At 55.7% G+C, this 25,764-nt stretch carries 32 protein-coding genes; 28 read left to right on the top strand and 4 right to left on the bottom strand.

Annotation, left to right across the window (positions count from 1 at the left end):
* From PEH01S_RS34830 to PEH01S_RS29780, 13 genes are all read left to right on the top strand, one after another.
* Positions 1-684, top strand: a 684-nt coding sequence (locus PEH01S_RS34830; protein WP_164828076.1) for a hypothetical protein, incomplete at its 5' end; no start/stop codon positions are given.
* A 33-nt stretch (positions 685-717) separates the two neighbouring features.
* A complete protein-coding gene (locus PEH01S_RS29745; RefSeq protein WP_127489795.1) occupies positions 718-1,632 on the top strand; it encodes a CpaB family protein in 915 nt (304 codons plus the stop codon).
* Entirely contained in the window at positions 1,629-2,870 is a 1,242-nt protein-coding gene (locus PEH01S_RS29750; RefSeq protein ID WP_025852988.1) for an AAA family ATPase, read from the top strand. The genes PEH01S_RS29745 and PEH01S_RS29750 overlap by 4 nt, the downstream gene beginning before the upstream one ends.
* A gap of 11 nt (positions 2,871-2,881) precedes the next feature.
* Entirely contained in the window at positions 2,882-4,330 is a 1,449-nt protein-coding gene (locus PEH01S_RS29755; RefSeq protein WP_025852990.1) for an ATPase, T2SS/T4P/T4SS family, read from the top strand.
* Positions 4,327-5,313, top strand: coding sequence for a type II secretion system F family protein (locus PEH01S_RS29760; RefSeq protein WP_246063106.1), 987 nt, complete (start codon positions 4,327-4,329; stop codon positions 5,311-5,313). Before PEH01S_RS29755 ends, PEH01S_RS29760 begins: the two co-directional genes overlap by 4 nt.
* 67 nt (positions 5,314-5,380) lie before the next feature.
* Complete coding sequence (locus tag PEH01S_RS29765) at positions 5,381-6,307, top strand: hypothetical protein (RefSeq protein WP_127489799.1); 927 nt, start codon at positions 5,381-5,383, stop codon at positions 6,305-6,307.
* Positions 6,308-6,331: 24 nt separating this feature from the next.
* Positions 6,332-6,472, top strand: coding sequence for a hypothetical protein (locus PEH01S_RS34835; RefSeq protein WP_164828077.1), 141 nt, complete (start codon positions 6,332-6,334; stop codon positions 6,470-6,472).
* Between the two features lie 30 nt (positions 6,473-6,502).
* Positions 6,503-6,679 (top strand): hypothetical protein, encoded by a 177-nt coding sequence (locus PEH01S_RS34840; protein ID WP_164828078.1) that lies wholly within the window; start codon positions 6,503-6,505, stop codon positions 6,677-6,679.
* A 29-nt stretch (positions 6,680-6,708) separates the two neighbouring features.
* Positions 6,709-6,885 (top strand): hypothetical protein, encoded by a 177-nt coding sequence (locus PEH01S_RS34845; RefSeq protein ID WP_164828079.1) that lies wholly within the window; start codon positions 6,709-6,711, stop codon positions 6,883-6,885.
* A 3-nt stretch (positions 6,886-6,888) separates the two neighbouring features.
* A complete protein-coding gene (locus PEH01S_RS34850) occupies positions 6,889-7,050 on the top strand; it encodes a hypothetical protein (RefSeq protein WP_164828080.1) in 162 nt (53 codons plus the stop codon).
* Positions 7,051-7,063: 13 nt separating this feature from the next.
* Positions 7,064-7,531, top strand: a complete 468-nt coding sequence (locus tag PEH01S_RS29770) for a hypothetical protein (RefSeq protein ID WP_025852993.1) — start codon at positions 7,064-7,066, stop codon at positions 7,529-7,531.
* Positions 7,532-7,565: 34 nt separating this feature from the next.
* Complete coding sequence (locus PEH01S_RS29775) at positions 7,566-8,147, top strand: hypothetical protein (protein WP_025852994.1); 582 nt, start codon at positions 7,566-7,568, stop codon at positions 8,145-8,147.
* 111 nt (positions 8,148-8,258) lie between these two features.
* The gene (locus PEH01S_RS29780) at positions 8,259-9,440 is read left to right on the top strand and encodes a M24 family metallopeptidase (protein ID WP_127489801.1); all 1,182 of its coding nucleotides are present in this window, start codon (positions 8,259-8,261) and stop codon (positions 9,438-9,440) included.
* Here PEH01S_RS29780 and PEH01S_RS29785 read toward each other — a convergent pair.
* A complete protein-coding gene (locus PEH01S_RS29785; protein ID WP_127489803.1) occupies positions 9,427-9,942 on the bottom strand; it encodes a YfiT family bacillithiol transferase in 516 nt (171 codons plus the stop codon). The two genes, PEH01S_RS29780 and PEH01S_RS29785, sit on opposite strands and share 14 nt — an antisense overlap.
* Before the next feature lie 412 nt (positions 9,943-10,354).
* On the opposite strand from PEH01S_RS29785, the gene PEH01S_RS29790 reads away from it, so the two are divergent.
* The 5 genes from PEH01S_RS29790 (at position 10,355) to PEH01S_RS29810 (ending at position 14,771) form a co-directional block, all read left to right on the top strand.
* Entirely contained in the window at positions 10,355-10,732 is a 378-nt protein-coding gene (locus PEH01S_RS29790; protein WP_025852999.1) for a hypothetical protein, read from the top strand.
* 173 nt (positions 10,733-10,905) lie between these two features.
* Positions 10,906-11,193 (top strand): Asp-tRNA(Asn)/Glu-tRNA(Gln) amidotransferase subunit GatC, encoded by a 288-nt coding sequence (gatC, locus tag PEH01S_RS29795; RefSeq protein WP_127489805.1) that lies wholly within the window; start codon positions 10,906-10,908, stop codon positions 11,191-11,193.
* Between the two features lie 39 nt (positions 11,194-11,232).
* The gene (gene gatA / locus PEH01S_RS29800; RefSeq protein ID WP_127489807.1) at positions 11,233-12,690 is read left to right on the top strand and encodes an Asp-tRNA(Asn)/Glu-tRNA(Gln) amidotransferase subunit GatA; all 1,458 of its coding nucleotides are present in this window, start codon (positions 11,233-11,235) and stop codon (positions 12,688-12,690) included.
* A 19-nt stretch (positions 12,691-12,709) separates the two neighbouring features.
* Positions 12,710-14,158 (top strand): Asp-tRNA(Asn)/Glu-tRNA(Gln) amidotransferase subunit GatB, encoded by a 1,449-nt coding sequence (gene gatB, locus PEH01S_RS29805; RefSeq protein ID WP_025853003.1) that lies wholly within the window; start codon positions 12,710-12,712, stop codon positions 14,156-14,158.
* Between the two features lie 160 nt (positions 14,159-14,318).
* On the top strand, positions 14,319-14,771 hold the full coding sequence (locus PEH01S_RS29810; RefSeq protein ID WP_025853005.1) for a GNAT family N-acetyltransferase: 453 nt from the start codon (positions 14,319-14,321) through the stop codon (positions 14,769-14,771).
* Here PEH01S_RS29810 and PEH01S_RS29815 read toward each other — a convergent pair.
* Positions 14,756-16,432, bottom strand: a complete 1,677-nt coding sequence (locus PEH01S_RS29815; RefSeq protein ID WP_127489809.1) for a hypothetical protein — start codon at positions 16,430-16,432, stop codon at positions 14,756-14,758. The two genes, PEH01S_RS29810 and PEH01S_RS29815, sit on opposite strands and share 16 nt — an antisense overlap.
* Before the next feature lie 183 nt (positions 16,433-16,615).
* Between PEH01S_RS29815 and PEH01S_RS29820 the strand changes: the two genes are divergently transcribed.
* The 7 genes from PEH01S_RS29820 (at position 16,616) to PEH01S_RS29850 (ending at position 22,718) form a co-directional block, all read left to right on the top strand.
* The gene (locus tag PEH01S_RS29820; protein ID WP_127489811.1) at positions 16,616-17,308 is read left to right on the top strand and encodes an MgtC/SapB family protein; all 693 of its coding nucleotides are present in this window, start codon (positions 16,616-16,618) and stop codon (positions 17,306-17,308) included.
* A 97-nt stretch (positions 17,309-17,405) separates the two neighbouring features.
* On the top strand, positions 17,406-17,999 hold the full coding sequence (locus PEH01S_RS29825) for an RNA polymerase sigma factor (protein ID WP_174807185.1): 594 nt from the start codon (positions 17,406-17,408) through the stop codon (positions 17,997-17,999).
* On the top strand, positions 17,950-18,441 hold the full coding sequence (locus tag PEH01S_RS29830; protein WP_025853010.1) for a hypothetical protein: 492 nt from the start codon (positions 17,950-17,952) through the stop codon (positions 18,439-18,441). The genes PEH01S_RS29825 and PEH01S_RS29830 overlap by 50 nt, the downstream gene beginning before the upstream one ends.
* A 15-nt stretch (positions 18,442-18,456) precedes the next feature.
* Complete coding sequence (locus PEH01S_RS29835) at positions 18,457-19,092, top strand: hypothetical protein (protein ID WP_025853012.1); 636 nt, start codon at positions 18,457-18,459, stop codon at positions 19,090-19,092.
* A 13-nt stretch (positions 19,093-19,105) separates the two neighbouring features.
* Positions 19,106-20,353, top strand: a complete 1,248-nt coding sequence (locus PEH01S_RS29840; RefSeq protein WP_025853014.1) for a DUF4097 family beta strand repeat-containing protein — start codon at positions 19,106-19,108, stop codon at positions 20,351-20,353.
* 66 nt (positions 20,354-20,419) lie between these two features.
* Positions 20,420-20,851: a Fur family transcriptional regulator gene (locus PEH01S_RS29845; protein ID WP_025853016.1), complete on the top strand. Its 432-nt coding sequence runs from the start codon at positions 20,420-20,422 to the stop codon at positions 20,849-20,851.
* A gap of 115 nt (positions 20,852-20,966) precedes the next feature.
* A complete protein-coding gene (locus PEH01S_RS29850) occupies positions 20,967-22,718 on the top strand; it encodes a glycosyl hydrolase family 18 protein (protein ID WP_025853017.1) in 1,752 nt (583 codons plus the stop codon).
* 129 nt (positions 22,719-22,847) lie between these two features.
* Here PEH01S_RS29850 and PEH01S_RS29855 read toward each other — a convergent pair whose 3' ends face one another.
* Positions 22,848-23,231 carry a DUF2614 family zinc ribbon-containing protein gene (locus PEH01S_RS29855; protein WP_127489815.1) on the bottom strand — a complete coding sequence of 128 codons (384 nt, stop codon included), beginning with the start codon at positions 23,229-23,231 and terminating at the stop codon, positions 22,848-22,850.
* A 121-nt stretch (positions 23,232-23,352) separates the two neighbouring features.
* Between PEH01S_RS29855 and PEH01S_RS29860 the strand changes: the two genes are divergently transcribed.
* The 3 genes from PEH01S_RS29860 to PEH01S_RS29870 all read left to right on the top strand — a co-directional run bounded on the left by PEH01S_RS29860 (position 23,353) and on the right by PEH01S_RS29870 (position 25,492).
* Positions 23,353-24,228: a nucleotidyltransferase-like protein gene (locus PEH01S_RS29860; RefSeq protein ID WP_025853020.1), complete on the top strand. Its 876-nt coding sequence runs from the start codon at positions 23,353-23,355 to the stop codon at positions 24,226-24,228.
* 260 nt (positions 24,229-24,488) lie between these two features.
* Positions 24,489-24,689, top strand: coding sequence for a sulfur carrier protein ThiS (gene thiS, locus PEH01S_RS29865; RefSeq protein ID WP_025853022.1), 201 nt, complete (start codon positions 24,489-24,491; stop codon positions 24,687-24,689).
* A 29-nt stretch (positions 24,690-24,718) separates the two neighbouring features.
* The gene (locus PEH01S_RS29870; RefSeq protein ID WP_127489817.1) at positions 24,719-25,492 is read left to right on the top strand and encodes a thiazole synthase; all 774 of its coding nucleotides are present in this window, start codon (positions 24,719-24,721) and stop codon (positions 25,490-25,492) included.
* Between the two features lie 88 nt (positions 25,493-25,580).
* On the opposite strand, the gene PEH01S_RS35195 is transcribed toward PEH01S_RS29870, so the two are convergent.
* Positions 25,581-25,764: hypothetical protein (locus tag PEH01S_RS35195; RefSeq protein ID WP_218032721.1), on the bottom strand; the 184-nt coding region annotated here is incomplete at its 5' end.

Here is a 25,764-nt window from a genome sequence, read left to right on the forward strand (position 1 = left end):
CCGCAGGCGGAGCTGTCCGCGCTGCTGTTCGCGGACAAGAACGCGCCGCCGGCGTATCGCTGCTACAACGCGGCGGGGCAGGGCGGCCGCCCGGACGAGCGGCCTTGGGCGGACGGCCACACGCTGTGGCTGCCCGCCGAGGAGCCCGCCTCCGGCGCGGGAGAAGCGCAGCTTGACGCCGGCGGCTGGCTGAAGCTGTTTCACGCGGTCCGACGCCCGGTGTGCATCGTCGACGTCGGCGCGCAGTGGGAGCATCCCGCGGTGCGGGAGCTGCTCGAAACCGCGACGGACGTCGTCTACGCCGTCGACCCTTTCGCGCATAAGCTGGAGCTTCCCGCGACGCGCCGCCGCCTGCGGCAGCTTGAAGCTTGGCTGGCGCCGGGACGGCGGCTGCACTGCTTCGCCGTGAAGGCGCTGCAGACGCCGCAAACGGAAGCGTGGCTGCGCCTGCTTCCGCAGCGCCCCGCCTGCCTGCTGCCCGCGGTGGATCTGGCGGCGCTGGCTGATGCCGGCTGGCAAGGGCGGCTGCCGCACGACATGCCGGCGGTGCGGGACGCGCTTTGCGAAGCCATGCTGCCGTGGCTCCGGCGGTGGCTGCCGGACGAAGTGAGCCCCGCGCGGCGGGAGCGGAATCGTCTCGGCCCGGCGACCAAGCTGCTGCGGTTGTTTCAATCCAACAAATAACCCGTTTTCCATAAAAAAGGAGGAGGTAGCGGTTTGCAGAAAGCATGGATCGTCATCACGCTGGGCTGCGTGCTGATGGCGGGATCGATATACGGTTATTGGCAATTCATGAAGCATACCGAAATTCAAGTCCGGACCATGACGACGGTCAAACCGGTGAGGATGCTGCAAAGCGGGGAAGTCATCGAAGCTTCCATGCTCCGCAAAGCGGTCATTCCGCTGGCAGCCCACAGCTCCGAAGCCGTAATGGAGCCCGAAGCGCTGATCGGCAAGACGGTGCTTGTGCCAATTGCGGACAGCGAGGAGCTGGTTTCGTGGAAATTGACCGACCGCAGCACGGTGCCCCGTGCCGGAGAGCGGTATTTCAGCTTCAAGACGGATGCGGCCGTCAATGTCAACAATATGGTCCGCCGGGGCGACCGCGTCGACGTGTGGGTCGAATTCGAGACGCCCAAGTTCGTCACGACCGGGTCCGGCGCGCTGTGGAGCGTCGGCGCGGTCAAAATTATCGAGCAGCTCCCGGTTACGGCGGTCAAGACGGCCGAAGGGCTGGAGGTGACGGACGGAGCGACGATCGAAACGGTCGTTCAACCGAACCAGATCCAATGGCAGAATGCCCGGTCCAAGCCGAACGGGAAGCCCGAGCTGAACACTTACATTATGAACGACGAGGTGTACGAGGCTTACGTGCTCGGCAGCATCGGCGGGAAGATAAAGCTGGCGCTGCCCGATCTGTCCGCGCCCGCCGCCGCCTCGGGAACGGTCACGGGATTGTTTCAGGAGCTTAAGGAAGCGGATTTGTTCAGCAAAACCAAGCCTCAGGTTCAAGTGAAGGGCGAGCTGAATCGGAGCCAAGTCAGCGGCAAGGAAAAGGAGCCCGCCGCTGCCCAGGGGAGCGGCAGCGCTACGTCAGGGCTCAAAGCAACGGAGGTGAAACCAGCATCATGAACCTGTTATTTGCACACCCGCAGGCCGGCGCCGCGGACCTGTTGGGGTCGCAATTAAGCCGTTCCGGCTCGGACGGCATCGTGACGGTCCAGCACCGTGAACGGCTGCTCGCCCGGCTGGAAGAACCGTTCGACGTCATTGCCGTCCATACGGGCTTATTTTACGATTCGTATCCTTGGGATTGGATGCCGGAGATCCGGCGCAAGCAGCCTCAGGCCCGGGTCGTGATCGCTCCGGATGAGGCCGTGTACGATTCGTTCATGCTGGAGGCGCTGACGCGGCTGGCGGAGACACTCGGTTTCGCCGTTTTGCCGCTGGGCGGAACGGAGCAGGAAACGTTCGAGGCGCTTGCCGCATCCGTTGAAGGACGCAGCGTCCGCAGGGCGCCCGGCGATAAGCGAAGCGGAATCGTGGTTGCCGTCTGGTCTGCGAGCAGCAAGGACGGGGCGACGACGGTCGCCGTCAATACGGCGCTTGCGCTGGCTTCGGCGAACCGTCTGCGCGTCGGGCTCATCGATGCGAATCTGCGCAATCCGGAAATACGCTCGCAGCTGAATTTGACGGAGAATGACCGCAGCCAATTCAAGCTGCGGCCGAAGCTGCAGACGCATACGCTGCAGCCGGAAGACCTGCTCGATTCGTGCATGACGTATCGGAAGATGACCGGACTTCACATTTTGACCGGCTCGCCCCGCCGCGACACCGCGCTCGACATGACGCCGGAAATGATGGCGCATTTGCTTCAGACGGCCAGATCCGTCTTCGACGTGACGCTCGTCGACTTGAACGCCTACCCGGATAACGCCGCGACGGTGGGGACCGTCCGCGGAGCCGATGTGCGCTGGCTCGTCGCCCAGAACAATTATGCTTCCTACCGCACGAGTTGGCGCGAATGGTTTGACTGCTATTGGAAATATTGCGGCCTGACTCCGTCCGACATCTCGCTGATCCTCAATCGCACATCGGCGGACGATAAGCCGGAACGGATCGCCGACGCGATGCGAATGTCCTTGGGCGCCTCGGTTCCGAACGCGCCCGGCGGCCTCGGCATGAAAGCCGTGCATGAAGGGGTACCGCTTTACTTGATGCCGAAGGCGGAGCCGTTCACGGAAGCGATCGACAGTCTGGCGGCATCGCTGACGAAGCGTGCGGAGGGAGACGTGCAGGGAATGGAGCTTGCCCCGGGCCAGCGGCGTAAACCGGGATGGATCTCCAGATTGACCGCCTTGTTCGGATAGGAGGGACGGACTTGTCATTACCGACAGCTTATCGAGCGGGCGGGCGGATGCGCCCGAGAACCCGATTCGACGCCGGGCAATATTTGAAGGATCTGATGCAGGCGGACCAAGCGCGCGAGCGTATATCTGTCTCATGGTCGGGTTTGAACGCGGCCGGGCATAAAAAAGGAGTGCAGCGCATGCCGTTGGCCGATGCGGTGAAGCTGGTATACGAGCATTTAACCGAGCGCTCCAAGAAGGACCAGACGCTGTACGAAGATATTTTGCAAGCCGGACTTGGCGAACCGTTGGCGCAGGTACGGATGAAGGCGGTCATCGATACGCTGCTGACCGAATACCGCATCGATATCGCCCCGGACACGCTGACGCCGCCGCTGAGCCCGACGGAATGCGTATTTGCGGACACGTGCGGCGCGGGATTGATCGAGGATTTATACAGGCTGCCCGACGTGGAAGAGGTCCAGGTCATCGGCTGCGATATTTACCTGCTTCGCGGCGGAGAGATGACTCGTCACTCCCGACGGTTCGCTTCGCTTGCCGACGTATTGCTGCTGCAGGACCGTCTGGCGCTGTGCGGCAAAAAGCCGATCAACGAACGGCAGCCGTTCATCCAGTCCTATTTGTGGAACCGTTCGCGGCTCGTGATGACCCGGCCGCCTTACTCCGATGTCCCGAGCATTCATATCCGCAATTTTATCGTCAAGGACGTAACTCTAGAGCTGCTGGCCGAATTCAATACGTTAAACGAGCCGATGGTACGTCTCCTGCGCCTGCTGGTCCGCTACCATGCCAGCTTTTTGATCGGCGGGGGCACGGCGACCGGCAAAACGACGTTTTTGTTCGCGCTGGCGCAGGAAATTCCGGAGAACGAACGGATTCGAACGCTGGAGAAAGAATTCGAGGTCGCGCTCCGCGAACGGCTGCGGGGGAACCGGAACATATTGGCCGTCCGGGAAGTGGATGAGATCGGGCTGAGCATGGAGGAATCGTTCAAGCCATTGCTTGTCATGAGCCCTCATTGGGTGATCGTCGGTGAAGCGAAAGGCTCCGAGGTGTCGCAGATGGTGCAGGGCGCACTGCGCGGTCACGACATGATGGGCACGATGCATACGAAATATCGCGATTCATTCATTAGCGACGTCGTGGATATGATCAAGCAGGACGGGCGGCAGCATGACCAAACCGATACCGTCCGACGCGTAGCCCGGGCGTTTAACCTAATTGTGTTTTTGCGGCTGGTGCGGATCGGCGGCAAGCCGGTTCGGGTCGCGACGGAAATTACGGAGCTTTCCGTGGACGAGCGGCAAACGGTACATATCCGTCCGCTTGTCGAATGGGATTTTCAGCGGCAGACGTGGAGGTTTACCGGTGAGCGGTTCAGCCGCTCGCTGATGGACCATCTCGTGGCGAACGGAGCCGATCCCGACGAGTTTCGGGAATTGGGGGTATGGGGAGCATGAGCGTGTCGGCACAGCTCATTCAAGGCAGCCTGAAGGGCTTGCTATTCGGCTGTTGGATCGTCGGGTCGCTGCTGCTGGTGCTGTGGTTGTTGCGGATGACGGGGGCCGGAGCGGCCCGCCGCCGGCGCTTCAGATCGCTCGGGGGCGATCCCGGACGACGAACCTTCGGAGGCTCGCTTACCGGGCTTAAGCCGATCCGGCAATTGGCCGAGGAAATGGAAGTCGCCGAGCTCAAGATCGGGGTCGAGGGGATCGGCGCGGTCACGCTGCTATTGGCGTTTGTCGGATTTTTCGGCTCGGATGCAGCCGTGCAGCTGATGCAGCAGCGTTTTGCCGTCGGTGCGGACCGGCTGCAGAGCTTTCACGTATGGACGCTCAGCGCCGCCATCGCCTTTTTGCTCGGCTCGTTTCCTTATTTTTATGTGCGGTTTCGCGTTCAGCGCAAGCGTCACCGCATTGCGAACCGCATGATCATGCTGGTGCAGAACTTGATCGGCCATTACCGCCCCCGGCTGACGCTGGCCGAAGTGATCGTCAAAGCGTCGAAAACGATGCCGGACGAGGTGCAAAGCGAATGGAGGCGCTTGGAGCTTGCGCTGCATATGAAATCGGTTGATGAAGCGCTGTACGAGTTTGCACGCCGAATTCAAAGCGAATGGGCCGACGATCTCGCGGACTTGCTGCTGATCGGCTCGAATTACGGGACTGACGTCACCGACTCGCTGCATCACTTGGTCGGAAAGATGCAAGCGGCCAAGCGGCACGAAGAGAACCGGCTCGCCATGATTACCGTTTACCGGCTTGGTACGACGTTTATGATCGGCTTTGCTTTTTTTGTTGTCGGCTTCAATATTTATGCGGACGGGGCGAACTACCGCCACTATTTCGTCGACCCGGTCGGCAAGGCGCTGCTGATCGTCTCCAGCGCTGTCATGTTTATTTCTATGATCATGGTTATCAGGTCGGGTCGCAAAGCGTTTTAGGCGATGATCGGTCGGGGAAGCTTTTGCAGCGACGGGTTATCGTTCATGCAGGAAAGGAGAATGCCCGATGACGGGGATAGTTTCAAACGGTTGGATGCTGGCCTTTCAAGCGTTGTTTACCTTGTTGTTCATAGCGGGCAGCGCGCTGTTGTGGTTTCCGCTCGTTGGACGCATCCGCTTCGGAAGGGCTAGCCGTTTGGCGATGATGCTGGAAGCGCTGAAGCGGCGGGAGCATCGGATGCTAGCCATGGACCGGCAGGAGGAAACGCTGAGTCCCAAAGCGCGTGCGTTTGCCGAGAAAGCCCGGCTGGCCGGTCTTCCTGCGGATTGGGGTTATCGGCGCTTTCTGCTGCTCCGTGCAGGGCTCGCTCTCATGATGCTGTTGGCCGGCTTTATGGCCCAGGCGGCGGCAAGCCCCGATTTGCTTGCCGATCCGGGGTTCGGCGCGTGGTTCGGATTGGGGCTCAAGCTGCTGCTTTGCACCGCCTTGGGCTGGTGGGTCCCGCTGTTGTTCGTCCATGCGGCGGCGGCGCGGAAGCGGACCGGATATTTGCTCGAAATCGCCAAGCTGTCTCAGCGGCTGTCGATCTGTATCAGCGAGAAGGCGGATATTCGGGAAATGCTGATTCGTGCCGGACGGCCGCTCAAGCTGTTAAAGCCGCATTTGCAGGAGTTGACGGTCATGTGGGGCAAAGACCAGCGGGCTGCCGTTTGGCGCTTCAAGGAAGCGGTCGGCATCTCGGAAGTGTTCCCGCTCGTTAACGCTTTGGATGCGGTCTGCCAGGCCGATACGAACGAAATGGCCAAGGTGCTCAAGGAGCAGACCGCCAGCATCGAGGCGACGTTGACGGCGGATATTCAACGGAAACTGGAGAACGCGCCGATCTGGATCAGCTTTTATATCATGATTCCGTTCGCCGTTATCGTTCTGCTGTTTTTGTACCCATGGCTTGTCACCATATCCGAGCAGTTGATGACAAGCTTCGAAGGTTAGGTGTAGGGAAAGGCGGGGACGCACATGTCCAAAATCGTAATTGCCATGCTGATGGCGGTGCTGCTGGGCGGCGCTACGCTGTATGTGCTCGGCGCGCAGATCGTTCCGGCAACCGGCATGGCGGGAACGAAGACAAATACGCAAATCAACCATGCGTTTCAATGAGACGCTAACGATCACAAAGGGGAGAGAGCCATGGGGAAGCTAGTGATTGCCTGCCTGTTGACCGTCCTGCTGGGAGGAGCGGCGATGTTCGTCGCGGGATCGAAAGTCGGTCCGGCCGTGGGGGATAAGGGAGGCAAGCTTAATACAAGCATCTCAGGAGCGCAGGTGGATGTACACAGCGGCTCCGTCAGTACGACCGCACCATAATCTTAACAACAGAAAAGGATGAGAGCCCTGTGGGAAAACTGGTGATTGCCTGCTTATTGACGGTACTGCTCGGCGGAGCGGCGATGTTTGTAGCCGGAACGAAGGTTGGTCCTGCGGTAGGAGGCAAGGGGACAAAACTTTACGATAGCGTGACCCAGGCTACGGTTAATCAAACAAGCGGCGAAGCTACCTTGAAGCAGCCTTGAACCATGAGCAAACTAATTACGTTATGTTTGGCGGTCGTGCTCATTTTCGGCATTTCGATATATATTTTTCAACCGGCCGGCGGCACCGGCCTGAAGCAGCAGGTTCGCAACGGTCATACGACGCTTACGAATCAGGTGCGCAGCTTCGATTATGTCACAAATTGACGGTGATGTTGTAATGAAAAGCAAAATCGCTGCTTTTATGCAGGACGAGCAGGGGATGGCCAACGTCCTCGTAACGCTTTTCTTAATGCCCGTGCTGTTATTTCTTTCGCTGGCGATCGTTCCGTTCTTCGTCTATACGATGAAGGCGGATCATCTGAATACGATTGCCAATCATGCGCTCAAGGAAATGGAAGCGGTCGGCTATTTAAGCCCGACAGTGGAGTCCAATATGAACGCCAGATTAGCTTCGCTGGGAATGGGGGACGTCACGGTGAACGGCATGGCGTATCCGTCCTATATGGGAAGCACTCGGAACAAAGTGCTTCGGGATGCCGCCGACCCGGCGGTGAAGCTCGTTCTCAAGTATCCCGCGCCGAATTTGAGCCGCATGCTGAACGCCATCGGAGGCGGAGGGAATGCATCGGCGCAAGAAGGGTTTTATTATTTGGTGCTTTACGGAAAGAGCGAAGCTTACGAATAACTTGAGGCGGTTTTTCAGAAAGGAGGGAATACGTGTGCGGCGGGCATGGCAGTGTCGGTTGAGAGCGGAAGCGTGCAGCTTGCTGAAGGACGAAAAGGGGAGCGCGCATTTGCTGCTGTTTGGCTTGCTCGGCATGATGACAGCGGCCTTTATTTGGGTCATAGCGTTCAATTGGATGATGCAAACGTACGGCATGAACAAAACGAAACCGCTGCTTGACCGTGCTACGCATGCCGCCTCGTTGGACATCGTACCGGAGGAGGCGGCACTCGGCCGGCTTGTGTGGGACAGTACAAAGGGGACGGATGATTTCTACCGGTACCTTCGGCTGAACCTGAAGCTGGACAGCGATCTGATGCCGGAAAAGGGAAGTCTCCTTCGCGAAGCTCCCGTCGTGCACCATTTGGAATTTGTCGCCAGTCCTGCGTATCCTTATGTGCTTCACCGAACGGTTACCGTACATACCGGCACAACCAAGCAGACGACGCGCAGCATTCAGGTGACGATTTACGGGCCGTCCGTCGTTGCCATCGTCGAAACGAATCAACCTTTGCTTGGTCTCTCCCGCAGCGAGCCGGTTGTGCTCAGCAGCGTCGCCAGCGTCCGGTTCCGTTAACTCTCGCGGACCGCAGACTTTTTCGGCTTTTCGTTCAAGCTCCTCTTTGCATTTTCAAGTTGCGGCAGGTAATGTAGAGATACAGGATTTCTGCCATAGGAGGGACTGAACATGAACGAATACGCACAACGCATCGAGCGCTTGCAGCAGAAGCTGCAGGCCCATCAGTTTGACGGCATGATGATCACGCAAAATGTGGACTTATACTATTTGACCGGCTCCATGCAGACCGGTTATCTGCTTGTTCCTGCGGAAGGAGAGCCCCGCTTTTACGTCCGCCGCAGTGTCGTGCGCGCACAGGAGGAGTCCGCAGCCGCAGTGGAGCCGCTCGGCTCGTTCCGCGCCTTCGGCGCCCAACTGGCCCAGACGTTTCCGCAGCTTGCCTCTGGATCTCCGGTGACGCTAGCCGCCGAATTCGACGTGCTGCCCGTGCAGCAGTGGCAGCGGCTGCAAAGCGTGCTTCCGCATGTTGTATGGAAGGATGGCTCCATGCTGATCCGCGAGACGCGTATGATCAAATCGCCGCACGAGATCGCTTGTATCCGCGAAGCTGCACGAATCATCGACGCCGCGCTTGAGGAAGCGCTCGCGAAGCTTAAGCCCGGCATGACCGAATTGGAGCTGATAAGCGCCGTCGAGCACTATACCCGGCTGCACGGGCACATCGGGGTAATGCGTTTGCGCGGATATAACCAAGAAGTGCTGACGGGGGTGATCGGCGCAGGCGAAGCGGTTGCCAAGCCGACATACTTTGACGGCCCCGCTGGCGGTCAAGGGCTCGGACCGGCCGTCCCGCAGAGCGTAAGCCGGCGGCCGATCGGGCGGAACGAGCCGATCCTGATCGATATCGGATGCTGCATCGACGGATATGTGATCGACCAGACACGGACGGCCGTGATCGGCGATTTGCCGGACGACCTGCGGCAGGCGTACGACGTATCCGAGGCGATCATCCGCAGCGTCGAATCGATGCTGCAGCCCGGCACATTGTGCGAGCAGCTCTACATACATTCGCTCGGCATGGCCCAGGAAGCAGGGCTTGGCGAACATTATATGGGCTTCGGCGACGATCAGGTGAAGTTTTTAGGACACGGTATCGGCCTGGAGGTCGACGAACTGCCCGTGCTGGCCAAAGGCTTCCGGTATCCGCTCCAGCCGGGGATGGTCATTGCGATCGAACCGAAGTTCACCTTCCCCGGGCGAGGGGTTGTCGGGATTGAGAACAGCTACGCGGTGACGGACAACGGCTTCGAGAAGCTGACCGTATCGCGGGAAGGGCTCATCCGGTTATAAGGCGTATATGCGCCAAATGGTGCCGGCCATGCCAAGCGTACAGCCCGATATTTTGATCGAGCCGGATGATACCGCTGTCCGGGTGGCGAAACTCTCTGGCAAGCTCCTCATCCGAGAGTCCCCGCAGCAGCAATACCCATCGTTCGTGCAAGGCGTCCAGCAGCGCAAGCGATAACGCGACCGGGGCTTGCCGGGTATCCGGCAGCTCCGCCCAGCGTTCCTCCCGATACGGCTTAATCACGGGCACTTCCTCCGTCAATGCGAGCTTAAAGCGGATGAAGCTGTTCATATGGCTGTCGGCCATATGATGAACGACCTGTCTCATCGTCCATCCTCCCGGCCGGTACGGCGTATCAAGCTGAGTCGCATCGGCTTCTTGAACAGCCGCTCTCACCTGCTGCGGCAGCCGGGCAATATCATCGATCCAAGCCGCAATTATCCCTGCATCCGGCTTTGCCGGAGCTTCGTACTGCCCGATAGGAAACCTCAACTGGTCTGTCATGCATTCCCCACACCTTTCCGCATACGTGCCCCTCATTTTCAAGGCAATAAAAGGCAGCTGATTTGTTTGTTTTTACTTTAGCACAAAAAAGATAAAATTGAAGTCCAATCTCTTCCAGCATGGCCTAGCAGTTTCTCTCTTTAGATAGATTCGCCTGAACGGCGAACGTCCGCAGTCCTTCTGCCGCTAAACAAGCGGGATGCTTTTCGTTCGCGCGGACGAGGCTGATCGCATTGCCTAACCTTCAAAAAGATGATAAAATTAATAGAATTCATCATAAACGCTCTGCGACCATTGCAAGAGAGATTCATTCCGTCATACACAGCTTCCTTACACTATGCATCCGTTGAATAATCCGTAAACAGGGCATGAATCCAAGGCAAGGGCCGGTTGACCAAGAGGGGGAACGTCCATGCTGCGTCTGGGACAGAAGATCGTTATTATTGGCGACAGCTTCGAACAAAATTTGCCGATCGGCGAATATGGATATATTATCGCGTATGACCGCAATGCGGACAATGTGTTCGATTACGTGGTTCGGATTCCGAAAGTGAACAAGCATTACTTCGTACCGGGCGCCGATGTCGAGCTGGAGGAAGTACTCATACAGCAGGAAGTCGATCGTCTGGAGCGCGAAGCGCTGATCGATTTTGCGCTAGCAACGAAGAACGAAGAGCTGTTCCGCCGGGTAATGAACGGCGATACGGAGGAAGTCGTTACAGAGACGAACAAAGAAGTACAGTCCAAGGAAGACTTTATCAAACAAGTCAATCTGAGGGCTTGGATTTGAACCGTGCGTTAATAGAGACGTACTAGAGTTGAACGAAAGAATCGGGTTGCGGCCTCGAAACGGACGCTGCCGGTTCTTTTTCTTTTGGGCAAAATCACGCGGCTCCCAATTGAGTTCAACTCTTAACTCCGCTATAATAATAAGAATGATTGTCAGTAGAGTGAGGTGCAGGAATGAGCATAACTGTGAAGGATGTCGAACACGTGGCCGCTCTCGCCCGACTGGAGCTGAGCGACAGCGAGAAAGAGCAGTTTACCGAGCAGTTGAACGCCATATTGAAATATGCCGAGCAGCTGGAGCAATTGAACACGGACGATGTCGAACCGACCAGCCACGCGATGCCGCTTGTCAATGTCATGCGCGAAGACGAGGTCAGACCGTCGCTGCCGATTGAGAAAGTGCTGCTTAACGCCCCGGACGAAGAAGACGGGCAGATCAAAGTGCCTGCCGTATTGGAATAGTTAAATCTACCGGGGCGAACCTGAAGGGAGGACTTGTGCTTGTCTTTGTTTAATTTGCGCTTGCAGGAACTGCATAACAAGCTTCATGCGAAGGAAATCACCGTCTCCGATCTGGTGGACGAATCGTATAAACGCATTGCCGCTGTAGACGGCAAAGTGAAGGCGTTTCTCACGTTGGACGAGGAGAACGCCCGGTCGAAGGCCAAGGAACTCGACGCCAAGGCAGGCGGCAGCGAACCGCGCGGTTTGCTGTTCGGGCTGCCGATCGGCATCAAGGACAACATGGTGACCGAAGGCGTCACAACGACGTGCGCCAGCCAGTTTTTGCGCAACTACAACCCGATTTATGACGGAACAGCGGTGCGGAAGATCAAGGAAGCGGATGCGGTCAGCATCGGCAAGCTGAATATGGACGAGTTCGCGATGGGCGGCTCCAACGAAAATTCCAGCTTCCATCTGACACATAATCCGTGGAACCTGGAGTACGTTCCGGGCGGCTCCAGCGGAGGCTCCGCGGCGGCGGTAGCGGCCGGCGAAGTGTATTTCGCGCTCGGCTCCGACACCGGCGGTTCGATCCGCCAACCGGCGGCCTATTGCGGCATTGTCGGCCTTAAGCCGACCTACGGACTCGTTTCCCGCTTCGGCTTGGTTGCATTCGCGTCCTCGCTCGACCAAATCGGTCCGCTTACCAAAAACGTCGAAGACAGCGCTTATTTGCTGCAGGCGATTGCCGGGCACGATCCGTACGACTCTACGTCGCTTAACACGGAAATCCCGGACTATGTCAGCGCGTTGACGGGCGACGTGCAAGGGCTGCGGATTGCGGTGCCGAAGGAATACTTGGGCGAGGGCATCGACCCGAAGGTGAAGGATGCCGTCATGACCGCTTTGAAGGTACTGGAAGGCCAGGGAGCGGTCGTGGAAGAAGTATCGCTGCCGCATACGGAATACGCGGTCGCGACTTATTATTTGCTCGCTTCCTCCGAAGCGTCCTCCAACCTGGCGCGCTTCGACGGCGTGCGTTACGGCGTGCGCGCGGACAATCCGAAAAATTTGCTGGATATGTACATTCAATCCCGCAGCGAAGGGTTCGGCGACGAAGTGAAGCGCCGCATCATGCTCGGCACGTACGCGCTCAGCTCGGGATATTACGACGCCTACTACTTGAAGGCGCAAAAGGTCCGTACGCTGATCAAGCGCGACTTCGAGCAGGTGTTTGAAAAATACGACGTGGTTATCGGGCCGACGGCTCCGACACCGGCTTTTAAGATCGGCGCGCAGGTGGACGACCCTTTGACCATGTATTTGAACGATATTTTGACGATTCCCGTCAGCCTCGCCGGCATTCCGGCCATCAATGTTCCTTGCGGATTTGCCGACGGTCTCCCGATCGGCTTGCAGATTATCGGCAAGGCGCTGGACGAATCGACGATTTTGCGCGTCGCTCACGCTTACGAGCAGCAAACCGACTTCCACAAGCAGCGTCCGCAGCTGTAATAGAAAGGAGCCACCTTTAGTGACAGCAGCAACCGACAAGAAATACGAGACGGTCATCGGGCTCGAGGTGCACGTTGAACTGCACACGAACTCCAAAATTTTCTGCGGCTGCTCCACCGCCTTCGGAGCTCCGCCGAACACCCATACGTGTCCGGTCTGTCTCGGACATCCCGGCGTGCTCCCCGTGCTGAACAAGCAGGCGGTTGAGTATGCGATGAAAGCGGCGATGGCGCTCAACTGCCAGATTGCAACGGAAAGCAAATTCGACCGCAAAAACTATTTTTACCCCGACTCCCCGAAGGCGTACCAAATTTCGCAGTATGACAAGCCGATTGGCGAGCATGGCTGGATCGAAATCGAGGTCAACGGCGAAACGAAGCGCATCGGCATTACGCGCGTGCATTTGGAGGAAGATGCGGGCAAGCTGACGCACGTGGACGGAGGCTATGCCTCGCTCGTTGACTTCAACCGCGTCGGCACGCCGCTGATTGAGATCGTATCCGAGCCGGACCTCCGCTCCCCTGAGGAAGCGCGGGCGTATCTGGAGAAGCTGAAAGCGATCATGCAGTACTGCGACGTTTCCGACGTGAAGATGGAAGAAGGCTCGCTGCGCTGCGACGCGAATATCAGCTTGCGTCCTTACGGGCAGAAGGAATTCGGCACCAAGGCCGAACTGAAAAACATGAACTCGTTCCGTGGCGTACAGCGCGGGTTGGAATACGAAGAATGGCGTCAGGCGGACGTGCTGGACAGCGGCGGCAAAGTTGTGCAGGAAACGCGCCGTTGGGACGAGGCGCAGGGCAAGACGCTGACGATGCGGAGTAAGGAGCAAGCGCACGACTATCGTTATTTTCCGGACCCGGACCTCGTGGCGCTGCACATTGACGACGCATGGAAAGCACGCGTCCGCGAATCGATTCCCGAGCTGCCGGACGCCCGCAAGAAGCGGTACGTTACCGAATACGGCCTGCCGAGCTATGACGCGGAGGTCATTACTTCGTCGATCAAGCTGGCTGACTTTTTCGAGGAAAGCTTGAAGTTCACCAAGGACGCCAAAGCCGTCTCCAACTGGATTATGGGCGATCTGCTCGGCTACTTGAACGCGAACAACCTGGAGCTGCAGGATGTCAAAGTGACCGGCAAAGGCCTCGGCGAAATGATCGGACTGATGGAGAAAGGGACGATCAGCAGCAAGATCGCCAAAACCGTCTTTAAAGCGATGCTGGAAACGGGCAAAGCTCCGCAGGCGATCGTCGAGGAGCAGGGGCTTGTTCAGATCAGCGACGAAGGCGCGATTTTGGCGGTCGTTGAGCAGATCGTTGCGGGCAATCCGCAGTCGGTCGCCGACTATAAAGCAGGCAAAGAGAAAGCCGTCGGCTTCCTGGTCGGTCAAGTGATGAAAGAGACGAAGGGGAAAGCGAACCCCGGATTGGTGAACAAATTGATTATCGAGGTCCTGAACCGTTAGGGCTTTCCATAGCTCGTAAAACAGCAGAGGCTGTCCCAAGGCAAAGTGCTTTTGTCCGGGGACGGCCTCTTTTGTTGTGAGCCCACGTTTCGTTTGGTAAAATATAGGGCAATCTAAATGTCTCCGCTGTCGAATGAGGCTGAAAGGAGGCTGCATCCTCGTGATCAGACCGATTGCTTTAAGCGATCTGAACGCCGTGCTGGAGCTTTTAGCGCTTCAGCAGGTCGCATACCGTATCGAAGCGGAGCTTGTCGGCTTCGAAGAGATTCCGCCGCTGCTCGATTCGCCGCTTTCGCTCAGGGAATCGGGGGAAGCGTTTTTCGGCTGCTATGCGGATGAGCGGCTTGTCGGTGCGGCAGCCTGCAAGCAATCGCCCAAGGAAATGACCGTTTGCCGGATGATGGTGCATCCTGATTGGTTCCGCCAAGGGATTGCAAGCCGGCTGCTGGAGCATATCGAGCAGCATGCCCCGCCGGGAACGATGATCAAAGTCGCGACGGGCACGAACAATACCCCGGCGGTGCGGCTTTACGAAAAGCACGGCTACGAACCGGTGCAGGTTCAGATGCTTGCGCCTGGCATAACGCTGACGCAATTTCAAAAAATCGTATAGTCGTCAAAGGCGACCGCCACGCCGTCGACCGTGCGCTGTACAATGGTTTCCCCGCGAACGGCAAGCTGCAATCTGCGGCCGCGGCAAGTCGTATAAGCAACCGACAGTGATCCTTCTACGTCTTTGAAGGCCGGTTGCTTGTCCGGGGCGCCTGCAAATGCTCGCCAGTCGTCTAACGTCTTTGCGCCGGACGCTTCCGCCGCCCCTATCACTTCGACCACGACCGCGTTCCGCCCGTTGGAGAGCAGCGATGCTGCGGACAGGCGGTCATTTTGCTCCGTTACGCTCAACGGCTGCATCAAGTGAACCGCTACGAAGACCTGCCCGAGCTTTCCATAGGCGCCGCGTTCTTCGATCTGCCACTCGCCTTTGGGCAGGCATCCGACCAACGTATCCGCGGCTTCCGCATCCGGCGGCACGTCCCATACGGCGATTACCGTATCTTTGTCCAGCAGCACCTGTCCGTAAGAGCTTGCGTGGCGGTCGTCGCCCGGCGTGTAGTTGGCCCCGGGGTGGAAGAAGTACAGTTGATTTACGCCAAGCGCGGCCGTTTCCGTGTCCAAGGGCAGCGAAACATCCCAGCGCAGCTGTTCATTGTCGAATTCGTCCCGTCGTTCCCAAATGCCCCCGAGGGCATAGTCGCTCGCCAAGTAGGCATACGTATGAGCTTCGGCCTCGACCTTCTCGTCGGCTTCGGCAAAACGGATCTTGCGCTTGAACTCGCAAGGCGTTTTGCGGTTCATGGCCGCCTCCCGGACAGCCTCCGAGACTTCATAGGTGAAGAACGCCGCTCCTTCCAGCCGCGGAAACGCCGTCGGCGCCGGAAAATCGCCGAATTGGATATAGTCGTGCGGCGTATTCGTATCTTTCGGCGCATCGTGCGGCCAGGTCCGGGACTGCGCCCCGACCCAAGCACCGCGCAAATACGACTCCGCGCGAAGACTCCATAAATAATCGAGCAGCTCTTCCGCAGCCGTGCGCGCTTGTTCATCCTGAACAATTTCCCATACGCAGGTAAAAGCTTGAATCCAATGCCAATGCCAAGGGAGACAGCCATACTCCTTGAATCCGAACGTATGTGCGTGGTTCAGCAGGCGGCGGGCGCATGCCGCCCCTTCCCGAAGCAGCGCCTCGTCGGCGAACTTATGCCCAAGCAGCAGCTTGAGCGCAGTATGCTTCGCTTCGTGATGGTGCATCGACGCCAGCGGGTGGCGGTACACGCCGCTTTTGTAAATGTGCTGCAGAGCTGCTTGAAGCTCGTTGCCCAGTTCAGGGGCCAGCGCCCATTGCATCTTTTCGTGAAACAGGATCAGCAGGCATCCCATCAGCTCTACCGGCAGCTTGTGAGGCTTCGCCGCGGCCGGATCCGCCCCCAGATTTAGCGGCCAATGACCGTACATCGGGCTGTCCGGATTTTGATCCTGCAGCGCCAGGACTTGACGAAGCATCCGGACGGCCAGAGCGGACGCCGCTTTTTTGGTCTCCTCGTTCCAGCCGGGAGCGCCTTCCGCTACATAGGCAAACAGATGGGAAGCAAAATAAAAGTTGTCGCGCAAATCTTTATGAAACCAATAGCCGCTCTCCAGCAGAGGCAGAGCAAGAGCCTGCTCGGCCGCGAGCCGGAGAACGAGACGTCTCCGGTCATTCGTTTCCCTTTTCATGAAGCACCATTCCTCCCACTGCTCGTCCCATATTAATTTAAACGTTTCACTTCTTTAGTCTACCTGCAACTTTCCCGAAGTCAATGACTTTTCTGCGGAATATTTTTACCGGGCCTCCATCGGAAGGGCGTGACGTGTTACAATATTCATCAATATCTTGTTGGCAAGGAGGCGGTTTCTTTTATGCATGATCCATGGACGATCGACACATTCCATATTACCCTCAGACTGGTATTGTCGCTGCTGTTCGGCGGCTTGATCGGAATCGAAAGGGAACAGAGCAGCCATGCCGCCGGACTGCGCACGCATATGCTCGTGTGTCTCGGTTCCACGCTGATTATGCTCTTATCCATGTACGGTTTTTCCGAATTTTCGAAGCTGGACAACGTACGGTTGGACCCGGCCCGTCTGGCGGCCCAAGTCATCAGCGGTATCGGATTTCTCGGTGCGGGAACCATTTTATATACAGGCAAATCAATCACCGGTCTTACGACGGCCGCTTCCCTGTGGGTGGTAGCCGCTATCGGTCTTGCGACGGGAGCCGGCTTTTATTACGCTGCCGCATTGAGCTGTTTGTTTGCTCTGATCAGTTTGTTTGTGCTTAACTTAGTGGAGAAAAAATACCTCCGCGCCAAAAAGCTGCACCATATTCAGCTGAAAGCGCTGGATACACCGAGCTTGATCGGCAAAGTTTCAGCTCTGCTTTCTAATAAAGGAAGTATAATCCAGAAGCTTTCCGTCGAAGAGATGTCTTCGGAAGAAGAGGACTTGATTCACATCACCCTTACGCTGAGGCTTGCCAAAGGCGACAATGTCAGCCAAACGGTCGAAGATCTGATGCGGCTGGATGGCGTCCGTTCCGTCTCCTGCGATTAAAATAAAAATTTTTTCGAGTCGTTTTGAAGGGGTTCGAGCGGGAGCGGCGTCTAAGGTTTCAAGAGCGCAGATCAAGGCGGTGAGCAATGTGGAGAGCATGACGGATGAACAACTGGTCGACCTAATCCGTCAAGGTAATGAAGAAGCGTACCGGATATTGATGGCACGTTATCAGGACTATATCTATACGCTGATTTATCGCATGACCTTACATCGCGAAACAGCCGAAGATTTGACTCAGGAAGTATTTATTAAGCTGTACCGTTCCCTGGCCAACTTTCGCGGCGACGCCAAGTTCAAAACCTGGCTTTACCGGATGACCGTCAATCTGGTCACCGACTACAGGCGTTCGCAGCGGCGCAAGCCGTACGAAGCGATTCTGGACAAAATTAAGGGCTGGTTCGGAGACCGTCAGGAAGAGCCCGAGGCCCGCGCGCTGCAAAAGGAAGAGCAGGAAACGATGCAGCGGCTGCTCGCCGACCTGCCGGACAAATACCGGCTCATTCTGTATTTGTATCACTACAAACAGTTGTCGTATCAAGAAATTTCGGACGTGACCGGGTTGCCGATGAAGACGATTGAAACGAGACTGTATCGCGGAAAATCGCTGCTCAAAGAAAAATGGCTGGAGGTGCGGGGACATGACCATCATGCATCCAAACGATCAAGAGCTGCTACGTTTTCTGAATAAGAGCTGCTCCGAATTGGAATACCACCGGATCGGGCGTCACATGAAGGCTTGCGCTCCATGCCGCAGGAGGCTGTCCGAATTTTTGGACGTCGAACTGATGCTGGAACAGCTTGCCGTCGAACAGGCGCCTACGGAGTTGGCGGACCGCGTCATGTCCGCATTGCGTTCGGGAACAGCGCATGATTCATCGGACCGTCCGTCATCGGATCAGCTGGCGTTCGAGGCGCAAGCTTCCTCGCCCCGGCACAAACGGAAGCCTTATTGGCGTACCGAGCTGCTTCACGGAATGGTCGCCATGGCCGCTACGTTCCTGTTTATCGTTTCCGGCGTATTCGGGAAGCTGACCTCTCTGGATCCGAATCAATGGGAGGCCGATGTTCGCACCGGCGCCCTTCAATTGTTCCATGTCGTCGAATCGGTATCGCGCCAATTGTTGTCATAAGGAGGGAAACTACGAATGCAGGACCAACCGAAAGGCCCGCATTACCGCGGGGAGGATCGGGAAGACGAGTTTTTACGGGAGCGTATGGAGCGGTGGGGCCACACCCGAAAACCGCCGTTCGATCCTTTTCTGAGGCCGAAGCCTCATAAGAGCAAATGGTTAGCCGGGTTATTGTCATTCTTTATTCCGGGCACCGGACAATTGTACTTGGGGTTGATGCAGCGGGGCTTGGGGATCATGCTGCTGTTCATATTGAATATTTTCGCCATTGTGTATTTCGCTAGCAACGGAGCGGATAATATTCCGCTGATCGTTTTGTTTTCGCTGCTTATGCCCGTCACTTACTTCTACAATATCTTCGATGCGCTGCAGCAAACGGACCGGGTTAACGGATACGGGAATCCCGTTTATTTTGACGAGCCGCGGATGGAAGGGGACGCCCCGTTTGCGCCCGAGAAGCCGCTGCGCAAACTGCGTCAAGGGAACATCTTCGGCTATGCGCTCATCGCAGCGGGTGCGCTGCTGTTTCTGGCCGGAGGCAAGCCGCAGTGGCTCGAACGCGTATTCGACCTTGTTGGTTCGTCGTTCGGCGCCGTTATTTTGATTGCTATCGGGGCTTACATGTTTTACAAAGAATCCAGGAAAAAGTAAGGGGAGAATTCGAATGCATAAGGCAGGCCGTTACACGGCGGCAATTTTGCTCGTATGTGTCGGCGGCGCCGTCATAGCCGACAAGACGATGGGCACGCACCTGACTGCGATGCTGGCAGATTGGTGGCCGCTGTTGTTTGTTTTGCTCGGAATAGAATATATTTTGTACAATATCAAATTTGGAAACAGCGACCGTCAATTGAAGCTCGACATCGGCGGGATTATCTTCGCGGTCATTGTCGCCGCCATCGTCATTATCAGCACCCAGAGCGGCGAGCTTCTTAAAAAGTTCAACGGCTGGACCGTTAACGGGACGATCGATATGATGACGGACGGGAAGAAATTCGATAAAGGCGTGACGGCAATCGAGCTTCCTGCTTCCGTCGACAACGTGAAGCTGGACAATGAGAATGGCAGCGCCGTTCTTAAATCCGGGCCGGTTGATCAGCTTCAAGTCGATGTCAAGGTTTACGTTAACGGTGTCGGCGAAGACGAGGCGCAAACCATTGCGAACGAATCCAAGCTGGAGCACAGTGTGAGCGGCAATACGCTCAACATCCGGGCTGTCGCCAAAGAATACGAAGGCGTCGGGGCCTTGTTCGGAAACCGCAAGCCGCGGATGGATCTGATCATCACCCTGCCCGCGCAGCAGAAAGTCAACCTGGATTTGCAGCTGCGGAACGGCAAAATCGAAGCGTCCGGACTGCCGCTCAAGCAGCGTTTTTCGGGGCATACGACGAACGGCGAAATTCGTCTCGAGGACCTGCAGGGCGAGCTGAATTTGGAGACCACTAACGGTAAAGTTCAAACTCACCGTACGGCAGGGCCGCTGTCGCTCGAATCCACGAACGGACAAATGGAAGTGACGGATCATCAAGGAGATACGACGCTGAAATCGACCAACGGAAAGCTTCGTATCGACAATGTAACGGGAGCGCTTCAGGCCGAAACGAGCAACGGGGCCGTCACTGCGCACGGTACGTTCAAAGGCGTAAAAATACATTCCACCAACGGGGCGATCGAAGTGAGCAGCTCGGTTGTCGACGGGGACTGGGACATCAAAACGTCCAACGGCAAGCTGGAAATCAAGCTTCCGCCAAAAGGCGACTACCGGATCGAAGGCGAAGGGGGAGAGGAACATATCAAGACCGATCTGCCTTTGTCCATTCAAGAGGATAGCGTAAAAGGAACGGTGGGAAGCGGCAAACACACGATTAAGCTGCATACGAACGACAGGCTGATCATCCAGGGATCCAATTGACATTTTGCTGAAAATCCGGGTAGAATAAAGTGATACTCTCCTTTCCCGGATTAGGCGGTGAACACCATGAACCATTCATTGGAGCAGGCACTGAACAAACTCAAAACGATGGGCATTCGGATGACTCCGCAGCGGCATGCCATTTTATCATATCTGATCAATACAATGTCCCATCCGACGGCGGATGAAATATATAAAGCGTTGTCGCCGCGTTTTCCTAGCATGAGCGTGGCGACAGTATACAATAACCTTAAAGTATTTATCGAAAGCGGATTGGTACGGGAGATGACCTATGGCGACCATTCCAGCCGCTTTGATGCGGATTTGTCCGAGCACTATCATGCGCTTTGCGAGGAATGCGGTAAATTGGTCGATTTCGCTTACAAGCCTCTGGACGATCTGGAGCAGGCCGCCGGCGAAATGACCGGATTCCAGGTGAAAAGCCACCGGGTGGAAGTTTACGGCATTTGTTCGGACTGTGCCAAGCAGACGACATGATAGATTGGTAGAATTAAGGTATAATGGACGTGTCTGGATTCCCGCGGCTGCGGGTCGACGCGTCCTTTTTTCTTTAACCATCAGCTTTGCCTCATCATGTTACGGGAGTGAAACCATGGAACCGACGTTCGAAGCGGGAGGCGGGTCGCGCCGCAAAAAAAGAAAGAAGACGACCTTTGTCCTGTTGTTTTTTGCCCTCCTATGCGGTCTTATTTTAGGCGCTTATGTATGGGTGAAGTATGTCCCGAATTGGCAGCATGAACAACCCGACTTTAAAGGCAATCCCAAACCGATCTTCTACGAAGGCGGTATGCTGGACCAACCCGCCGTAGGGCAGAAGGAAAGCTTGAAGCTTCCGTTCGACATCGTGAAGGAACGGATCGATCCGACGCTGGTTTATGAGAAAGCAAGCGAATCGACGATCATTACGACGCAAAACAAAGTGATCCGGCTTCGAACCAGCCAGTTGACCGGGATGATCAACGAAAAGCCGTTTACGCTCAAATTCCCGCTTGAAAAGACGAACGGGATCTTGTACCTGCCGATTGATCCGCTGAAAGATTTATATAAGATCGACCTGCGGGAATCGCCGGACACGGGGGCCGTCTTGCTTTTTAAGGAAGGCGATACGATTCGTTGGTATAAGACGATAACGATTCCGGATAAGCCTGACAAAACGATTGCCATGCGGCAGGATCCGACGATCAAAGCTCCGATTTATGCCGATCTGAAGCAGGGAGAGAGCTTGATCGTATGGGGCGAGGAAGGCGAATGGTACCGCGTGCAGCAGACGAACGGCTATATGGGATATGTCCGCAAGGATCAGCTTGTTGCCGACCGGGACGAAGTGATTCCGAAGAAAGAACCGGAGCCGCCGTTCGTGGCCAAAAAGCCCATCAGCGGCAAAATCAATATGACTTGGGAGCAGGTCGTGACGAAAAATCCGGACACCAGCAAAATTCCCGACATGCCGGGACTGGATGTGGTTAGTCCGACGTGGTTTCATTTGGAGGACGGCGAGGGCAATCTGAAAAACTTGGCCGATCCTGCTTATGTCAAATGGGCTCACGACAGAGGCTACCAAGTTTGGGGGCTTTTCAGCAACGGCTTCGAGCAGAAGCGGACGACCCAAGCGCTCTCCACCTATGACAAACGAATGAAAATGATCAAGCAGCTGCTTGCCTTTGCGCAGATGTACTCGCTGCAAGGAATCAACATCGACTTTGAGAACGTGAATTTGAAAGACAAGCAAAATCTGGTTCAGTTCGTCCGGGAAATGTCGCCGCTCATGCACGAGCAAGGTCTCGTCGTTTCCATGGATGTCACCGCCAGATCGAGCAGCGAATCGTGGTCCATGTTTTACGACCGGAAAGCGCTGATCCAATCGCTCGACTATATGATGCTGATGGCCTACGACGAGCATTGGGCGAGCAGTCCGAAGGCCGGTTCCGTCGCTTCGCTGCCGTGGGTGGAAAAGTCGATTTCCGACCTGCTGAAAGAAGATCAGATTCCGCCGTCCAAGCTTATTCTCAGCATTCCTTTCTATACGCGGGTATGGACTGAAACGAAAAAGAACGGCAAAACCGCTGTGAGTTCGAGAGCAGTGTTTATGGACATGCCTCAGCGCATCATCAAGGAAAAAAAGCTTACCCCTGTATTTTCCCCGGAAACGGGACAAAATTACATTGAATACACCGAAGACGGCAAGCTCAACAAAATTTGGATTGAGGACGAAACGTCGGTAAAGGCCCGCATCGAGCTTGTGAAAAAGTACGATTTGGCCGGCGTCGCATCGTGGCGGAGAGGCTTCGAGAACCCAGAGGCTTGGAACTGGATCCGTACGTCACTGGAAGCACCGAAAAAATAACGATCAATAACAAAATAAACCGGCTCGCCTCATCGAATGATAAGGGCAAAGGCCGGTTTATTTTATTTCTTCACCCCGCTTTGGAACCGGAGCGAGGATCTTTGCGTATCTAAATAAATGGCAGGCCGGTTACGGAGAAGTCGTTTCACCGGCTTGATGCGTCGGGTTTGCTCCCGAATCGGAAGACGGAGCATATTTCGGATCGAGCGTAAGAATCGTTTTGCAGAACATACAGCGGTCCGTTTTTCCTAGCATTTTGGTCGGCTTTCCGCATTCCGGGCATTCGATCACCGTGGCGCTGGTCGACATCATGCCCGCGGCAAAATAGATTCCCATGCTCACCAGCATGGCAATGGCCCCGATGACCATACATACGGCTGCAAGCATACGGCCAGCGGCTCCCCATTCGAAGACGATCCCGGCGAGCCCGAGGATCATCAGAAGCATCCCGCCCATGGTCAACAGGAGCCCCCACAGCCGGAATTCGTTTACTTTACTTGACTTGAATCTCATGTCTTCACTTCTTTCCGTAAGAATTGTGAGTGTCGTCACAAAAGAATGCAGGAAACGGCGGCTTCATGTAGAAATAACTATCATGAAGAACGCATGTGGCTATCGTCAGGAGGCTTTCGTGATGGATTCCTTAAAAGCATATTGGGTGGAAAGGCTCCGTCAAGACGAGTCCGTTATCAGCGTAGCGGCCGTCGACAATCCTTCTTTGTTTTCGGCTGTCACAGACGGATTCGACATTGTGCTTCTGGTTGTCAGCAGCAATAACGAACGCGCTCATCAACAAGTTCATTATATAAAAGACAACCGCCGTATACAAGAAAGATGGATAAGCCCGGATACTCTGGATGAACTGATTTTACGCGGGGAGTATCGCAATGTTGTTTATTGGATCTTAAAAGGGGAGATACTTTTGGATCGGGATATGTATTTGGAGACGCTGCGGCATAAAGTGCTTGAGTTCCCGCTACCGCTGAGGGAGCACAAGCTGCTGATCGAGTTCTCCAAATTTTTGCGCTGCTATTCGCAAAGCAAAGAATACATCTTAGACGAGCATTTGCTCGATGCATACAACAATATATTGGAGGCGCTGCACCATTGGGCGCGAATCGTCATTATCGAGTCCGGCAATCATCCGGAGGTAACGGTCTGGCGGCAGGTGAAGACGATCAATCCCGGCGTGTACAAGCTGTATGAGGAGCTGACGTTAAGTAAAGAGACGTTAAAACAGCGCGTTCAGCTGGTGCTGCTGGCCAGCGAGTTTTCCGTCATGTCCAAGATGGAGCGCTGCTGCAAGCCGCTGATCGAACTGCTGGCCAGCCGCGAGGAAGCCTGGAGCCTTCAGGAGCTGCAGCAGCAGCCCGAGCTGTCGGACATTAAAGCCGATCTCCCGCTGCTCTTGAATAAGCTGGTCAAAAAATCGTTGGCTAAAGAAATCGTCTTTACCCATGACCCGGAACTATCCGTGCTGGAGATGCGGTATAAGGATGTCAAAAGCTGACCGTTGTGTTATAATGGATTGGACAATCAAATAGCCACTAGGGGAGCTCCGACTTGCGGGGCTGAGAAAAAGAAGCATGTTCTTTGACCCTTGGAACCTGTTACGAGGTCTGCTTACAGCAGGCATCACTGGATTATACCAGCGTAGGGAAGTGGACGAATGCCAGCAAGCTGCATAGAAGTATGCAGACAACATTCGGCCGGCCCGCCTGCGGGTTGGCTTTTTTTGCTTTATCGGCAAAGCGGCTGGAGGTGATAAGGATGCGATTGACCGTGAACGGGGAACTAAGGGAAGTGGACAATGCGGCTACCGTAGCCGAACTGCTCTCGGCGTTTAAACTGGACAATAAAATTTTGGTTGTCGAATTGAACCGGGAAATTATTGACCGTACCCGGTATGAGGAAGCCCGCCTGAACGATGGAGACCAGATCGAAATCGTCCATTTTGTCGGCGGCGGCTGAATAAAACTATTATTGAAGGAGCTACCAGCATGAGCGACGCGTTAAAAATCGGACCTTACGAATTTCAATCCCGACTGCTGCTCGGAACAGGGAAGTTTTCGGATTTGAAAATTCAAGACCAGGCCGTTCAAGCTTCCGATGCGGAAGTCTTGACTTTTGCCATCCGCCGGCTGCCGATCGACAACCCGGATGCGCCTAACTTTTTGGAAAAGCTAGATTTGAAAAAGTTCACGCTGCTTCCGAATACGGCCGGCGCCTATACCGTAGAGGAAGCTGTGCGCATTGCCCGCCTTGCTAAAGCTTCCGGCCTTTGCGATATGATCAAAGTGGAAGTGATCGGAGATCCGAAAACGCTGCTTCCCGATCCGGTAGGAACGTTGGAGGCAACGAAAATTTTAGTAGAGGAAGGCTTTATCGTATTGCCATATACTTCAGATGACCCGATATTGGCACGCAAGCTGCAGGAAGCGGGAGCCGCCGCTGTTATGCCCGGAGCATCGCCGATCGGTTCCGGTCAAGGGATTGTTAATCAGAATAATTTGCGTTTTATTATCGAGGAAGCGAAAGTTCCGATTATCGTCGATGCAGGCATTGGCGGTCCTGCGGATGCTGCCTTGGCTATGGAGCTTGGTGCGGACGGCGTACTGTTGAACACGGCTGTTGCCGGAGCGCAGGACCCCGTTCTGATGGCCGAAGCGTTCAAGCTGGCTGTGATCGCAGGGCGCAAAGGCTTCTTGGCGGGCCGTATTCCCAAGAAGCGCTATGCGTCTGCCAGCAGCCCCGTCGAAGGCATGATAGAGTAGTAGAATATTGTTATCGTCCGGCTGCTTCCTAACGGCCGGACATTTTTATTTATTTTAGGGTTGACTTTCAAACTTAAGATGTGTTAAATTAATTTTCGCCGCTAAAAACGGCAGCCTTTAAAAAACTTAAGCAAGCAGCTTCAAATAAATGGTTTTTAAAAAAAGCTTGCATTAAGATAGGCGAATGTGATATATTATAAAAGTCGCCGCTAAACAAGGTGACAACAACCGACAAAGCTTGAAAAGCTTGACAATACGGCTTTTGTCGGAGG

The organism is Paenibacillus ehimensis NBRC 15659 (genome assembly GCF_004000785.1).
Lineage (GTDB): Bacteria > Bacillota > Bacilli > Paenibacillales > NBRC-103111 > Paenibacillus_G > Paenibacillus_G ehimensis.